Raw genomic sequence first — 13648 nt, forward strand, 5'->3', positions numbered from 1 at the left:
GAGCAACCATGGCAGAACTCGCCACCATTGCCCGCCCTTACGCGGAAGCCTTGTTCAAGGCCTGTGCGCAAAGCGCAGACCTGAACGGCACTGTCGCTTGGGTGGAGGAATTGGCGGCGATTGCCGCCGATCCGCAATTGCGCCAGCTGGCCGACAGCCCCAAGGTGAGCCCTGACAAAGTGCTGGGTGTCATCACGGGCGTGGCCCGCTCGGCATTGCCCGACGCGGCACGCAACTTCTTGCGTGTCGTGCTTGAAAATGGCCGCCTCGATGCCCTGCCCGAAATGGCAGCGCAGTTTCGCGGGCTTGTCAATCAACGCAGCGGCACTTCGGATGCCGTGGTGTACAGCGCCTTCCCGATGGACGATGCTGCCTTGGCCGATCTGGCCGGCGTGCTGGAAAAGCGCTTTGCCCGCAAGCTGTCTCTGTCGGTCAAGGTCGATGAGAGCCTGATCGGCGGCGTGCGCGTTGTGGTGGGCGATGAGGTGCTGGACACCTCCGTCAAAGCTCGCTTGGAACAAATGAAAGCGGCCCTTACCGCGTGATGCAAGCGTATCGACGTGCGTAAGGACTGGGCTAACTTAAAGGAAGAAGGAAAGAGTCATGCAACTCAATCCCGCAGAAATTTCTGAACTGATTAAGAGCCGCATCGAGGGGCTGGAAGCTGGCAGCGATATCCGTAATCAAGGCACCGTGGTGTCGGTGACCGACGGTATCGTGCGCGTGCACGGCTTGTCCGATGTGATGCAGGGCGAAATGCTCGAATTCCCTGCCGATGCCAACGGCCAGCCGTCCTTCGGCCTGGCCCTGAACCTGGAGCGTGATTCCGTCGGCGCCGTGATTCTGGGTGCCTACGAACACATCTCCGAAGGCGATACGGTCAAATGTACCGGTCGTATTCTGGAAGTGCCTGTCGGTCCCGAACTGATCGGCCGTGTGGTGAACGCCCTGGGCCAACCCATCGACGGCAAAGGCCCGATCAACGCCAAGATGACCGACGTGATCGAAAAGGTCGCCCCGGGCGTGATCGCCCGTCAGTCGGTGGACCAGCCCCTGCAGACCGGTATCAAGTCGATCGACTCGATGGTGCCGATCGGCCGCGGCCAGCGCGAACTGATCATTGGCGACCGCCAGACGGGTAAGACCGCCGTGGCCATTGACGCCATCATCAACCAGAAGGGCCAGGGCGTCACCTGCGTCTACGTGGCGATCGGCCAGAAGGCTTCTTCGATCAAGAACGTGGTGCGTGCGCTGGAGCAGGCCGGTGCCATGGACTACACCATCGTGGTGGCAGCTACGGCTTCCGACTCGGCAGCCATGCAGTACGTGTCGGCTTACTCGGGCTGCACCATGGGCGAATACTTCCGCGACCGTGGCGAAGATGCCCTGATCGTGTACGACGACCTGTCCAAGCAGGCCGTGGCTTATCGCCAGGTTTCGCTGCTGCTGCGCCGCCCGCCCGGACGTGAAGCTTTCCCCGGCGACGTGTTTTATCTCCACAGCCGTCTGCTGGAGCGTGCTGCCCGCGTGAACGCCGATTACGTCGAAGCTTTCACCAAAGGCGAAGTCAAAGGCAAGACCGGCTCGCTGACCGCACTGCCGATCATCGAAACCCAGGCCGGCGACGTGTCCGCTTTCGTGCCGACCAACGTGATTTCGATCACCGACGGCCAGATCTTCCTGGAAACCAGCCTGTTCAACGCCGGTATCCGTCCTGCCATCAACGCCGGTATCTCGGTGTCCCGCGTGGGCGGTGCAGCCCAGACCAAGCTGATCAAGGGCCTGTCCGGCGGTATCCGTACCGACCTGGCGCAGTACCGCGAGCTGGCTGCGTTTGCGCAGTTCGCTTCCGACCTGGACGATGCCACCCGCAAACAGCTGGACCGTGGTGCCCGTGTGACCGAGCTGCTCAAGCAAGCCCAGTACTCGCCGCTGTCCACCGCCATCATGGGCGTGACGCTGTTTGCCGTGAACAAGGGCTTCATGGACGACGTGGACGTCAAGCAAGTTCTGGCTTTCGAAGCCGGCCTGCACCAGTTCCTGAAAACCAGCCACGCTGCCTTGGTGGATCGTCTGAACGCAAACCGTGCTTTCGACAAAGAAGGCAAAGACGAAGCCGAATTGACCGCTGCCATCGCTGCGTTCAAGAAGTCGTTCGCGTAAACCGGACGAGGAGGCCTTATGGCAGTAGGTAAGGAAATACGCGGCAAGATCAAATCGGTGGAAAACACCAAGAAGATCACCAAAGCCATGGAAATGGTGGCCGCATCCAAAATGCGCAAGGCGCAGGAGCGGATGCTGGCTGCCCGCCCCTACAGCGAGAAGGTTCGCAACATTGCCGCCCACCTGGGCGAAGCCAATCCTGAATACACGCATCCGTTCATGCTGGTGAACGACGCGAAGAAGGCCGGTGTCATCGTGGTTACCACGGACAAGGGCCTGTGCGGTGGTTTGAATACCAACGTGCTGCGCGTCGTCATCAACAAGGTGCGTGACTTGCAGGCAGAGGGCGTTGCGGTAGACGCTGTAGCCATCGGTAACAAGGGCCTGGGGTTCCTGAACCGCTCGGGTGTCAAGGTGATCTCGCAGGTGACCGGCTTGGGCGATCAGCCCCATCTGGACAAGCTGATTGGCCCGGTCAAGACGCTGCTCGACCAGTACGCGCAGGGCAAGTTGAATGCGGTGTACCTGTGCTACACCAAGTTCATCAACACCATGAAGCAGGAATCGGTGGTCGAGCGGCTGTTGCCGCTGTCCAGCGAACAGATGCAGGCGGAAAAGACCGGGGCATCGTGGGAATACATCTACGAGCCGGATGCGCAGACCGTGATCGACGATCTGCTCGTGCGCTACGTCGAGTCCCTGGTCTACCAGGCCGTGGCAGAGAACATGGCGTCCGAGCAATCGGCGCGTATGGTTGCCATGAAGGCTGCAACGGATAACGCTGGCAATGTCATCAGCGAGTTGAAGCTGGTCTACAACAAGACGCGTCAGGCCGCGATCACGACCGAGTTGTCGGAAATCGTCGCTGGCGCCGCTGCTGTGTAACAGCTTTCACAGTAAACAGATTGGAGCAAACACAAATGGCTCAAGTACAAGGCAAGATTGTTCAATGTATCGGCGCCGTGGTGGACGTGGAGTTCCCGCGTGACCAGATGCCCAAGGTGTACGACGCCTTGAAGCTCGAAGGCTCGGCACTGACCCTGGAAGTGCAGCAGCAGCTGGGCGACGGCGTGGTGCGTACCATTGCCCTGGGCTCTTCCGACGGTTTGAAGCGTGGCCTGATGGTCACCAATACCGGCAACCCCATCACCGTGCCCGTGGGCAAGGCCACCCTGGGCCGCATCATGGACGTGCTGGGCAACCCCATCGACGAGCGCGGCCCCGTGGACCAGTCCCTGACGGCCTCCATCCACCGCAAGGCTCCTGCCTACGACGAACTGTCGCCTTCGCAGGAACTGCTGGAAACCGGCATCAAGGTGATCGACCTGGTCTGCCCCTTCGCCAAAGGCGGCAAGGTGGGCCTGTTCGGCGGCGCCGGTGTGGGCAAGACCGTGAACATGATGGAACTCATCAACAACATCGCCAAGGCGCACTCGGGTCTGTCCGTGTTCGCCGGCGTGGGTGAGCGTACCCGTGAAGGGAACGACTTCTACCACGAGATGAGCGATGCTGGCGTGGTGAACCAGGAGAGCCTGGGCGATTCCAAGGTGGCCATGGTTTACGGTCAGATGAACGAGCCGCCCGGCAACCGTCTGCGCGTGGCGCTGACCGGTCTGACGATGGCCGAGTCCTTCCGTGACGAAGGCCGCGACGTGCTGTTCTTCGTGGACAACATCTACCGCTACACCCTGGCCGGTACCGAAGTGTCCGCTCTGCTGGGCCGTATGCCTTCCGCCGTGGGCTACCAGCCGACGCTGGCCGAGGAAATGGGCCGCCTGCAAGAGCGTATTACCTCGACCAAGGTGGGCTCGATCACCTCGATCCAGGCCGTGTACGTGCCTGCCGACGACTTGACCGACCCTTCGCCCGCCACCACCTTCGCCCACTTGGACTCCACCGTGGTGCTGTCGCGCGACATCGCCGCCCTGGGTATCTACCCCGCCGTGGACCCGCTGGACTCGACCAGCCGCCAGCTCGACCCGCAAGTGGTCGGTGAAGAGCATTACAAGGTGGCTCGCGACGTGCAGGGCACGCTGCAACGCTACAAGGAACTGCGCGACATCATCGCCATTCTGGGGATGGACGAACTGGCGCCGGAAGACAAACTGGTCGTGGCCCGTGCCCGTAAGATTCAGCGTTTCCTGTCGCAGCCCTTCCACGTGGCCGAAGTGTTTACCGGCGCCCCCGGCAAATACGTGCCCCTGGCGGAAACCATTCGCGGCTTCAAGATGATCGTGGCCGGCGAGTGCGATCATCTGCCCGAGCAGGCTTTCTACATGGTCGGCACCATTGACGAAGCCTTCGAGAAGGCCAAGAAACTGGCAGCTTGATGCGGCGGGCGGGGTGAAAGACCTGTTTTTCACCCCGCCCCGCGCTGAAGACAGTTTTGCTTTTTCTAAGGAGAGCCCACGATGAACACCATCCACGTTGATGTGGTCAGTGCCGAAGAGTCCATCTTCTCGGGCGCCGCGCGTTTTGTTGCGTTGCCTGGCGAGGCGGGCGAGCTGGGCATTCTGCCCAAGCACACCCCACTGATCACCCGCATCAAGCCCGGCTCGGTGCGTATCGAGAAGGCCGATGGCGGCGAAGAATTTGTCTTCGTGGCCGGTGGCATTCTGGAAGTGCAGCCCAATTGCGTGACCGTTCTGTCCGACACTGCCATTCGTGGCAAAGACCTGGACGAGCAAAAGGCGAAGGAAGCCCAGGCGGCTGCCGAAGAGGCGTTGAAAAATGCCAGGAACGATCTGGACCTGGCCCGCGCCCAGTCGGAGCTGACCGTGCTGGCAGCCCAGCTGGCTGCGCTGCGCCGCTTCCGGGGTCAGCGCTAAGTCAAGCCTTCGCGGTAAAACAACCACCTTCGGGTGGTTTTTTTATGGCGGTACATTTAAAAACGTAGCTTTTACCGCTGGTTTTTATTGAATTTCAGTATAAAAATAATCTAAAAACAAGTAATCAAGAGCAGTAGCAGCTATTATTTTATAAAGGAGTGCTGGGATGGACGCCATCGTCAAACAAGCCATGGCCAAGTGGCCGAATGTGCCCGACTGCTACGGCTGGCTGGGTCTGGATCAGCGCGGTCACTGGTGGCTGCGTGATTTTGCGGCGCAGGCGGCGGGTGCATTTGCCGTGAGCAAAGGCTCGCGGCTGGAGCATGTCCAGCTCATTGCCTTTATCGAGCGCAATTACGCCGTGGACGAGCGCGGCTGCTGGTTTTTCCAGAATGGCCCGCAGAGGGTGTTTGTCGAGCTGGAGAACACGCCGCTGGTCTGGCGGGTGCAAGAGGACGGCGCTGTGCGCTCGCATACCGGCCTGGCCGAGGTGCCCCGGCAGTGCCTGCTCGACGAAGATGGCCGGCTCTACCTGCACACCGCGCAAGGGCTGGGCCTGGTGCATACCCAGGACATGTGGCAGGCGGCCGATTGCCTGGAGCAAGGGCGCTGGTCGGCTCCGCAGGTGCTGGCCTGGGCGGCATTGCCGCAGCAGTTCGGTTTTGTGCGCAGTCCGCAGGCGCTGGTGGAACCGGGCACGTCGGGCTGATGGCGTCCGAACTGCCGATGCAGCAATCGTCGGGGTTGAAAAACCGGCAATGAAAAGAGGCTTGCCATGGCAAGCCTCTTGGGTTTTGTGCGGATGAAAAATTAATTGCTTTGCGCTGGCTCGGGTTCATCGAACTTGCCGCCGCCGGCGTTGGCCATGTAGGCCACGCCCCGGGCAATTTCCAGGTCGGAGAACTGGCCGCCGCTTTGCGGACTCATGGCGCCCTTGCCGTGCAGGGCGGCTTGCACCAGCGCTTCAAAGCCCTGGCCCAGGCGCGGCCCCCATTCGGCAGCGTTGCCGAAGACCGGGGCGCCCGAGATGCCGCTGGCATGGCAGGCCGCGCATTGGGCCTTGAAGACTGCTTCGCCATTGGCCAGAGGACGGTCTTTCTGTTCTGCACGCAGGGTTACGGAGCCGACTTTTTGCAGGCGCTGGGCCTTGGCCAGGTCGCCGGTCGTGCTGGGCACGGAGCCGGAAGGGGCGCCGCCGCCAAACAGGATGAGTGCGATGCTCAGGCCAATACCGGCGGCAGTGGCCAGGAGAAAGAAGGTGGTGGAGTGGGACGCGCTGCCGGAGGCGTTTTGTTGGGGGGCGTTCATGACGTTCTTGGGTGGGTAGAGGGCAAAATTTCAGCGCCCGATGGCTGTGGATTCGCATGGACACGCGATTTGCACAGAACGATCGGGCGATGGCAGAAAACCGAAGAAGGCATTATATCCATAGGGGTTTTGCTGATGCTGCTCAAGTACCCACCGCAGCATCGGCGCAGGCCCCCCGGATTTACCCTTGCTGCGGGGTATTGCGCGTCGGGTGCGTTGCCGTGGTCGGGGTGTTCCAGCCGCCCCCCAGGGCTTTGTAGAGCTGGATCTGGTTGATTTGCTGAAGCAGGCGCGTCTGCACATCTGCCTGTTCCAGTGCAAACAGCGAGCGCTGGGCATCGAGCAGGTCCAGGTAGCTGGCCACGCCGTTGCGGTAGCGCAGGTCGGCCAGCTCCAGGCGGCGGCGTTCGGCATTTGCCTGGGCCGTTTGCGCCTGGGCCTGTTCGCGCAGGGTGTTGCGCCCGGCCAGGGCATCCGAGACTTCCTTGAAGCCGACCTGGATGGCTTTTTCGTATTGGGCGATGGCAATGTCCTTGTCCACCTTGGCAGCCCGCAGATTGGCCATGTTGCGCCCGGCGGTAAAGATGGGCAGGTTCAGCCCCGCGCCGACGTTGAAGCCCCAGGAGCCGCTTTGGAATAGGTCGGAGAGTTCGCGGCTGACGCTGCCGTATTGCCCGGTGAGCGAAATGCTGGGGAAGAATGCCGCGCGTGCTGCACCGATGTTGGCATTGGCGGCCAGCAATTGCTGCTCGGCCTGACGGATGTCAGGGCGGTGGGTCAGGAGGTCGGAGGGCAGCCCGGCTGGAACATCGGCCATGGGGGGCGTGCTGGCCAGCCGTGTGTGGGCGAGGGCTGCGCGGGCGCTTTCGGGCAACTCCTGCCCCAGCAGCAGCACCAGGGCGTTTTCATCCTGGGCCCGCTGGCGCTGTTGCTGGGCGGTGGTGGCACGGGCGGCCTCTACCAGGGATTCGGCTTGGCGCAGATCCAGTTCGGAGCTGACGCCGCTGTCAAAACGCAGTTGGGTCAGTCGCATCGACTCTTGCCGTGTTGCCAGGGTGCGGCTGGACAGGTCCAGCAGTTCTTCATCGGCCAGCAGGGTGAGCCAGCCCTGGGCCACGCTGGCGACCAGGGCCAATTCGTACGCCTGGCGGGCTTCGTCGGTGGCGAAGTATTGCGCCAGGGCGGCCGACTTCAGGCTGCGGATGCGGCCAAAGAAGTCCAGTTCCCAGGAGGGAATCGCCAGGCCGGCCACAAAGGTATTGCCCAGTTCCCCGGTGGTTTCGCTATTGCCACGCGTAGCGTTGCCCTGGGCGGACAACTGCGGCAGCAGGGCGGAGCGCTGGATCTGGAATTGCGCCCTGGCTTTTTCCAGGTTCAGCGTGGCCACGCGCAGGTCGCGGTTGTTCGCCAGGGCCAGGGTGATGAGCGCCTGCAACTGGGTATCGGTGAAGTAGCTTTGCCAGGCCGGTGCAGGCTGGGCGGCTGTGCTTTCCTGTGCCGGCTGCGCCGTCGGTGCGGTTTGCGCGTAGTGCGCAGGCACCGGGGTGGCAGGGCGTTCATAGGCCGGGATGAGGGAGCAGCCGCCTAGCAATGTGCTGGCTGCGGCCACTGCGGAGAGGACGAAGTGTTTAGTCATGGTCTTGCAATTCAATGCCAGCTTCTTGCGCATGGCGGCGGTTGATCTCTTGCTGGCGGGCGCTGCCCTTGAACAGGGAGCGCACCACCACGAAGAAGACGGGCACAAAAATCACGGCCAGGATGGTGCCGCCGAGTATGCCGCCGAGTACGCCCGTACCAATGGCACGCTGGCTGGCCGAGCTGGCACCGTTGGCCAGCACCAGGGGCAGCACCCCCAGGCCAAAGGCCATCGAGGTCATGATGATGGGGCGGAAGCGCAGGTGCGCAGCGCTGAGTGCCGCTGCCGCAATGCCCTTGCCCTGGGCTTGCAGGTCTTTGGCGAACTCGATGATCAGAATGGCGTTTTTCGCCGACAGGCCAATCACCGTAATCAACCCCACCTGGAAGTACACGTCATTGGCGTAGCCGCGCAGCAAAATGCCCAGCAGCACGCCCAGCACGCCCAGAGGCACGACCAGAATCACCGCCAGGGGGATCGACCAGCTCTCGTACAGGGCAGCAAGGCACAGGAATACCGCCAGCACGGCAAAGCCGTACAGGAGGATGGCCTGCGAGCCGGCGAGTTTTTCTTCGCGGGACTGGCCCGTCCATTCGTAGCCGAACCCCGGGGGCAGTTGCGCGGCCAGGCGTTCCATTTCAGCCATGGCATCGCCCGTGCTGAAACCGGGGGCCGCATTGCCGACAATGCGCACTGCCGGGTAGCCGTTGTAGCGCACGGTCTGCTGGGCACCGTTGACCCAGCGGGTGCTGGCAAAGGTCGAGAGCGGCATCACCTGCCCCTGGGTGTTGCGCACGCTCAGGGCCAGCAGATCGCTTGCCTGCATGCGGCCTGTGGCATCGGCTTGCACCACCACGCGCTGCATGCGGCCCTGGTTGGGGAAGTCGTTGACGTAGCTGGACCCCAGGGCGGTGGAGAGTACGCCGTTAATGGCGTCAAAGCTCACGCCCAGGGCGCTGGCCTTGTCGCGATCGATATCGATTTGTAACTGCGGGGCGTCTTCCAACCCGTCCGGGCGCACCTGAGTCAGCATCTTGCTTTGCATGGCCATGCCCAGCAGTTGATTGCGGGCATTGATCAGCGCCTGATGGCCGGCATCGTTGCGGTCTTGCAGGCGGAAGGTAAAGCCCGTGGCGTTGCCCAGTTCAGGAATGGGCGGCGGGTTGAGCGCGAAGATGAAGGCATCCCGCACACCGCCCATGGCGCCCATGATGCGTCCGGCCAGGGCATCGGCGGAATGTTCCGCGCCGGCACGTTCGCCCCAGGGTTTCAGGGGGACGAAGGCCAGCCCCATGTTCTGCCCCTGGCCGGAGAAGCTGAAGCCCAGCACGCTGACCATGTTGGCCACTTCTTCCTGTTTCAGGACGAAACCTTCCAGCTCCTGCATGACGGCCAGGGTGCGTTCCTGCGTGGCACCGGGCGGCAACTGCACGTTGACGATGATGTAGCCCTGGTCTTCCGATGGGAGGAAGGACGTGGGCAGGCGCTGGTAGATCACCACCACTGCGGCAGTGATGGCGCCATAGATCACCAGATAACGCCCGGCGCCGCGCAGCACGCGTGCAACAAGGCTCTGGTAGCTTTTGGAGGTGCGGTGGAAGCTGCGGTTGAACCAGCTGAAGAAGCCTTTTTTCGCATCGTGGTGATGGCCGGCTTCCACGGGCTTGAGCAAGGTCGCGCACAGGGCGGGGGTCAGCGTCAGCGCCAGGAAGGCGGAAAACGAGATCGAGGCCACCATCACCGCCGAGAACTGGCGGTAGATATTGCCCGTGGCCCCGGCAAAGAAGGCCAGGGGCACGAAGACCGAGATCAGCACCACCGTCACGCCAATGATGGCACCAGAGATCTGGCGCATCGCCTTGCGTGCGGCCTCCAGGGGCGAGAGGCCTTCCTCGCTCATGATGCGCTCGACGTTTTCCACCACGATGATGGCGTCATCCACCACGATGCCGATCACCAGCACCATGCCGAACATGGTCAGTACGTTGATGGAAAAGCCCAGGGTGAGCAGCACGGCAAAGGTGCCCAGCAGGGCGATGGGCACCACAATCGTCGGGATGACGGTGTAGCGCCAGTTTTGCAGAAACAGGAACATCACCAGGAACACCAATGCCACGGCTTCGATCAGCGTGTGCACCACCTGTGTGATGGAAATGTCCACGAACGTCGAACTGTCGTAGGGGATGGTGGCTTCCACGCCTTCGGGAAAGAATTTTTTCAACTCGTCCAGTTTGGCTTGAATGTCCCTGGCGGCTTGCAGCGCATTGCCTGACGGGGAGAGCTGCACGCCCATGCCCACCCCGGTCTTGCCATTGAGGCGTGCGGAGGTGGCGTAGGCCTGGCTGCCCAGTTCAATCCGGGCGACATCCTTCAGGCGCACGCTGGAGCCGTCCGGATTGGCACGCAGGATGATGTTGCCGAACTGCTCCGTGGTACTGAGCTGCCCGTTGACGACCACCGTTGCCGAAATGCTTTGTCCGGTGATGTTTGGCAAATCGCCGATGGAGCCGCTGGCAACCTGCGCGTTCTGGGCGCTGATGGCAGCGCGGACATCGGCCGGTGTGAGCGCAAACCCCGTAAGTTTTACCGGGTCGATCCAGATGCGCATGGCCCGCTCGGCGCCGAACAACTGCACTTGCCCGATGCCGTTGATGCGTTGCAATTCAGGCTGGATGTTGCGGGCGGCGTAGTCGCTCAGGGCTGCCGTATCGATGTCTGGATTGGTGGAGGACAGCATCGTGAACAACAGGAAGTTGGCGCGGGATTTGTCCACCCGCACCCCCTGCTGGGTCACTACGGCCGGCAGGCGCGGAGTGGCGCGGGACAGGCGGTTCTGCACGTCCACCTGGGCCATCTCCGGGTCGGTGCCCGGTTCAAAGCTGATGGTCACGCTGCCGGTGCCGTTGGCCTGGGCCACCGACTCCATGTAAATCATGCCCGGGGAGCCGTTCATTTCGCGCTCGATCACGGCCAGAACGCTGTCTTCCAGCGTCTGCGCCGAGGCACCGGGGTAGGTGGCGTTGATGACGATGCTCGGCGGTGCTACCGGCGGATATTGGGCGATGGGCAACTGCTGGATGGCCACCAGGCCCAGCACACTGATGAACAGCGCAATCACCCACGCGAAAATAGGACGGTCAATGAAAAATCGTGCCATGGGAACCTCGGTTTATTGCTGCGCAGCGGCGGGCGCGGCGGCTGCCTCAGATGTACCGGGGGCTTGCCAGGGAACGGCTTTGACAGGTGTGCCGGGGGGGAGCATCTGGAGCTTCTGGAAGCCATCGACCATGACTTGTTCGCCCGCTTGCAGGCCGCTGTCAACCAGCCAGCGGTTGCCCTCGGCGTGGCGGATCTGTACCTTGCGCTGCTCGGCTTTTCCTTCCGGGCTGATTACGGTCACGGTATCGCCCTGTTCGGTGCGGGTCACGGCTTGTTGGGGCAGAGCAATGGCGTTGGCAACCTGGGCCTGCTCCAGGCGGATCCGGGCGTACAGGCCGGGCAGCAGCAGACCATCCGGATTGGGGACTTCAGCTCGCAAGGTGACTTGGCCGGTGCTGGCATCGACGCTCAGGTCGGTAAACAGCAATTTGCCGGGATGCTCGTAAATCGAACCATCTTCCAGTACGACATGCACGGCGGTTTCCTTGCCATTTGGGGTAGTGAGCAGCCCTTCCTGGATGGCCTTGCGCAGGGCAAACGCATCGGTGGCCGATTGGGTGAAGTTCACATACACCGGATTGATCTGCTGCACCACGGCCAAGGCGGTGGCTTCTCCCTGGCCCACCAGTGCGCCTTCCGTAACCAGTGCCTGGCCGATGCGCCCGGAAATGGGGGCGGTGACCTTGGTATAGCCCAGGTTGATCTGGGCGGTCCGCACGTTGGCCTGTGCGGCTTTTACCTGAGCCTGCGCCTGGAGGTGGCTGGCCTGGGCATTGTCGAAGTCTTGCTTGCTGACAGCGTTGGCCTCGATCAAGGCAGAAAAGCGTTCAAACTGCGTGGCAGCTTGCAAGGCGTTGGCCTGTGCCTGGGCCAGGGCAGCGTTGGCGCTTTGGGCTGCGGCTTCGTAAGGCGCGGGGTCAATCTGGAAGAGCACTTGCCCCGCTTTGACGTCCGCACCTTCCTGGAACAGGCGCTTTTGCAGAATGCCTGCGCTGCGGGCGCGTATCTGCGCAACACGCGAGGCTTCAATCCGGCCAGGAAGTTCATTCACGATGCCCACCTGAGAGGGCGTGGCAACTACTACGCCGACGGGCACTTGCGGGGCCTTGCCCGCTGCCTGAGCGTTGGTGGCAGATTCCTTTGGTCCGCAGGCTGAGAGCAGAAGCATGCTGGTCAGGGCCAGGGGGAGCAAAAGCAGGTGCGGGGCAAAACCCGCTGTGCGACGATGAATGTGGCGCATAGTGATTGTTAACAGAGAGAAGCCGCAGAGGCGGGAGAGTATGAGGGATTGTTCTAAATGTAAAACATACATTCATGAATGTATAATTGAGCTATTCTAAGTCGGTAGATAGATAACCCTGTATATAAAGGGGAAATTTAAGGGGGGTTGGGGTGGCGCGGCGCACAAAGGAAGATGCGGGGGCAACACGGGAACGGTTGCTGGATGCGGCGGAGCAGGTGTTTTATGTCCGTGGCGTATCAGGGGCGTCGCTGGCCGATGTGGCTAATCGGGCTGGCTTGACGCGAGGTGCGGTGTATTGGCACTTCAAGGACAAGCTTGATCTTTTCGACGCCATGATGCAGCGTGCCACTTTACCTATCGAACAGGTGCTGGAAGGTGGGCAGCAAGGGTCTGAAAGTCAGTCACCAGTGGGGCGGATCGTGCGGCGCCTGGCGTTCATCGCCCATGCGGTCAGCACCGATGAGCGCGTGCGCCGTGTTTTTGAAATTGTGATGTTCAAGATCGAGCATGTCGGGGAAATGGTGGCGGTGCAGCAGCGCTGGGTGCTGGGTGTCGATCGGTTTATCTCCTTGCTGGAGCAGGATCTGGCCATGGCGTATGAGGAGCTGGATGCCGTCCCGGCGCTGTCGGCCGGATTGGCGGCAAAGGGATTGCAGGTGCTGTTCGATGGTTTGCTGCATGCTTGGCTGTTGCGCCAGGGAAGCTTTTCGCTGGAGGATGAAGGGCGGCAACTGGTGCAGTTCTATCTCAGAGGGTTGGGGCTTGCCGCGGATGTGTGGTCGTGAAATAGATAAAAATTTTCAAAAGAACAAAATTCACGCTAGAATGCCAGCTTGCAGATTTTTGCTTGTTTGCGTAAACGGCGTCAAAGCGGCTGTAGCTCAGTGGATAGAGTATTGGCCTCCGAAGCCAAGGGTCGTGGGTTCGATCCCCGCCAGCCGCGCCAAGCAGATGGTTTATCGAAAAATCTGCTACAATGAAAAGCTTTCCGGAGGAGTGCCCGAGTGGCTAAAGGGGGCAGACTGTAAATCTGTTGGCTTACGCCTACGCTGGTTCGAATCCAGCCTCCTCCACCAATTTTGACAAGCGCCACGATGTGGCGTTTGTTTTGCGGGAGTAGTTCAATGGTAGAACCCCAGCCTTCCAAGCTGATGACGCGGGTTCGATTCCCGTCTCCCGCTCCAGTGGCAATCTGCTGTTGAAGCGTTGCGCCCATGTGGCTCAGTGGTAGAGCACTCCCTTGGTAAGGGAGAGGTCGGCAGTTCGATCCTGCCCATGGGCACCAAAAGTGTGGTGCTGGTATTAGACTGC

At 61.6% G+C, this 13648-nt stretch carries 11 protein-coding genes and 4 tRNA genes; 11 read left to right on the plus strand and 4 right to left on the minus strand.

Annotation, left to right across the window (positions count from 1 at the left end; all coding sequences use genetic code 11):
• The first annotated feature begins 8 nt into the window (after positions 1-8).
• The 6 genes from ACFO3A_RS07965 to ACFO3A_RS07990 all read left to right on the plus strand — a co-directional run bounded on the left by ACFO3A_RS07965 (position 9) and on the right by ACFO3A_RS07990 (position 5700).
• Positions 9-545 (plus strand): F0F1 ATP synthase subunit delta, encoded by a 537-nt coding sequence (locus tag ACFO3A_RS07965; protein ID WP_377725477.1) that lies wholly within the window; start codon positions 9-11, stop codon positions 543-545.
• Between the two features lie 58 nt (positions 546-603).
• Positions 604-2163 carry a F0F1 ATP synthase subunit alpha gene (gene atpA / locus ACFO3A_RS07970; protein WP_377725479.1) on the plus strand — a complete coding sequence of 520 codons (1560 nt, stop codon included), beginning with the start codon at positions 604-606 and terminating at the stop codon, positions 2161-2163.
• A gap of 18 nt (positions 2164-2181) precedes the next feature.
• A complete protein-coding gene (atpG, locus tag ACFO3A_RS07975) occupies positions 2182-3048 on the plus strand; it encodes a F0F1 ATP synthase subunit gamma (RefSeq protein WP_377725481.1) in 867 nt (288 codons plus the stop codon).
• 35 nt (positions 3049-3083) lie between these two features.
• Positions 3084-4493: a F0F1 ATP synthase subunit beta gene (gene atpD, locus ACFO3A_RS07980; RefSeq protein WP_377725483.1), complete on the plus strand. Its 1410-nt coding sequence runs from the start codon at positions 3084-3086 to the stop codon at positions 4491-4493.
• 81 nt (positions 4494-4574) lie between these two features.
• Positions 4575-4991 carry a F0F1 ATP synthase subunit epsilon gene (locus ACFO3A_RS07985; RefSeq protein WP_377725484.1) on the plus strand — a complete coding sequence of 139 codons (417 nt, stop codon included), beginning with the start codon at positions 4575-4577 and terminating at the stop codon, positions 4989-4991.
• A gap of 166 nt (positions 4992-5157) precedes the next feature.
• Positions 5158-5700: a DUF2946 family protein gene (locus ACFO3A_RS07990; protein ID WP_377725486.1), complete on the plus strand. Its 543-nt coding sequence runs from the start codon at positions 5158-5160 to the stop codon at positions 5698-5700.
• A 101-nt stretch (positions 5701-5801) separates the two neighbouring features.
• Here the strand turns inward: ACFO3A_RS07990 and ACFO3A_RS07995 are convergent, their stop codons facing one another.
• The 4 genes from ACFO3A_RS07995 to ACFO3A_RS08010 form a co-directional block, all read right to left on the minus strand.
• Positions 5802-6299: a c-type cytochrome gene (locus ACFO3A_RS07995; protein ID WP_377725487.1), complete on the minus strand. Its 498-nt coding sequence runs from the start codon at positions 6297-6299 to the stop codon at positions 5802-5804.
• A 181-nt stretch (positions 6300-6480) separates the two neighbouring features.
• Positions 6481-7935, minus strand: a complete 1455-nt coding sequence (locus ACFO3A_RS08000) for an efflux transporter outer membrane subunit (RefSeq protein WP_377725489.1) — start codon at positions 7933-7935, stop codon at positions 6481-6483.
• Entirely contained in the window at positions 7928-11092 is a 3165-nt protein-coding gene (locus tag ACFO3A_RS08005; RefSeq protein ID WP_377725490.1) for an efflux RND transporter permease subunit, read from the minus strand. The genes ACFO3A_RS08000 and ACFO3A_RS08005 overlap by 8 nt, the downstream gene beginning before the upstream one ends.
• A gap of 12 nt (positions 11093-11104) precedes the next feature.
• Positions 11105-12334: an efflux RND transporter periplasmic adaptor subunit gene (locus ACFO3A_RS08010; protein WP_377725491.1), complete on the minus strand. Its 1230-nt coding sequence runs from the start codon at positions 12332-12334 to the stop codon at positions 11105-11107.
• Positions 12335-12486: 152 nt separating this feature from the next.
• On the opposite strand from ACFO3A_RS08010, the gene ACFO3A_RS08015 reads away from it, so the two are divergent.
• The 5 genes from ACFO3A_RS08015 to ACFO3A_RS08035 all read left to right on the plus strand — a co-directional run bounded on the left by ACFO3A_RS08015 (position 12487) and on the right by ACFO3A_RS08035 (position 13622).
• The gene (locus tag ACFO3A_RS08015) at positions 12487-13122 is read left to right on the plus strand and encodes a TetR family transcriptional regulator (RefSeq protein WP_377725492.1); all 636 of its coding nucleotides are present in this window, start codon (positions 12487-12489) and stop codon (positions 13120-13122) included.
• Between the two features lie 85 nt (positions 13123-13207).
• Positions 13208-13283, plus strand: a tRNA-Arg gene (locus tag ACFO3A_RS08020).
• A 44-nt stretch (positions 13284-13327) separates the two neighbouring features.
• Positions 13328-13413: transfer RNA gene (locus tag ACFO3A_RS08025), tRNA-Tyr, on the plus strand.
• Positions 13414-13447: 34 nt separating this feature from the next.
• Positions 13448-13521, plus strand: a tRNA-Gly gene (locus tag ACFO3A_RS08030).
• A 26-nt stretch (positions 13522-13547) separates the two neighbouring features.
• Positions 13548-13622: transfer RNA gene (locus tag ACFO3A_RS08035), tRNA-Thr, on the plus strand.
• Positions 13623-13648 lie beyond the last annotated feature (26 nt).

Source organism: Comamonas nitrativorans (genome assembly GCF_042654765.1).
Lineage (GTDB): Bacteria > Pseudomonadota > Gammaproteobacteria > Burkholderiales > Burkholderiaceae_C > Comamonas > Comamonas nitrativorans.

Excerpts from the sequence above, each read along its gene's own strand:
- ACFO3A_RS08010 (WP_377725491.1), bottom strand. The coding sequence starts at position 12,334 with ATGCGCCACATTCATCGTCGCACAGCGGGTTTTGCCCCGCACCTGCTT.
- ACFO3A_RS08005 (WP_377725490.1), bottom strand. The coding sequence starts at position 11,092 with ATGGCACGATTTTTCATTGACCGTCCTATTTTCGCGTGGGTGATTGCG.
- atpA (WP_377725479.1), top strand. The coding sequence starts at position 604 with ATGCAACTCAATCCCGCAGAAATTTCTGAACTGATTAAGAGCCGCATC.
- ACFO3A_RS07995 (WP_377725487.1), bottom strand. The coding sequence starts at position 6,299 with ATGAACGCCCCCCAACAAAACGCCTCCGGCAGCGCGTCCCACTCCACC.
- ACFO3A_RS07990 (WP_377725486.1), top strand. The coding sequence starts at position 5,158 with ATGGACGCCATCGTCAAACAAGCCATGGCCAAGTGGCCGAATGTGCCC.
- atpG (WP_377725481.1), top strand. The coding sequence starts at position 2,182 with ATGGCAGTAGGTAAGGAAATACGCGGCAAGATCAAATCGGTGGAAAAC.
- ACFO3A_RS08000 (WP_377725489.1), bottom strand. The coding sequence starts at position 7,935 with ATGACTAAACACTTCGTCCTCTCCGCAGTGGCCGCAGCCAGCACATTG.
- ACFO3A_RS07965 (WP_377725477.1), top strand. The coding sequence starts at position 9 with ATGGCAGAACTCGCCACCATTGCCCGCCCTTACGCGGAAGCCTTGTTC.
- atpD (WP_377725483.1), top strand. The coding sequence starts at position 3,084 with ATGGCTCAAGTACAAGGCAAGATTGTTCAATGTATCGGCGCCGTGGTG.
- ACFO3A_RS07985 (WP_377725484.1), top strand. The coding sequence starts at position 4,575 with ATGAACACCATCCACGTTGATGTGGTCAGTGCCGAAGAGTCCATCTTC.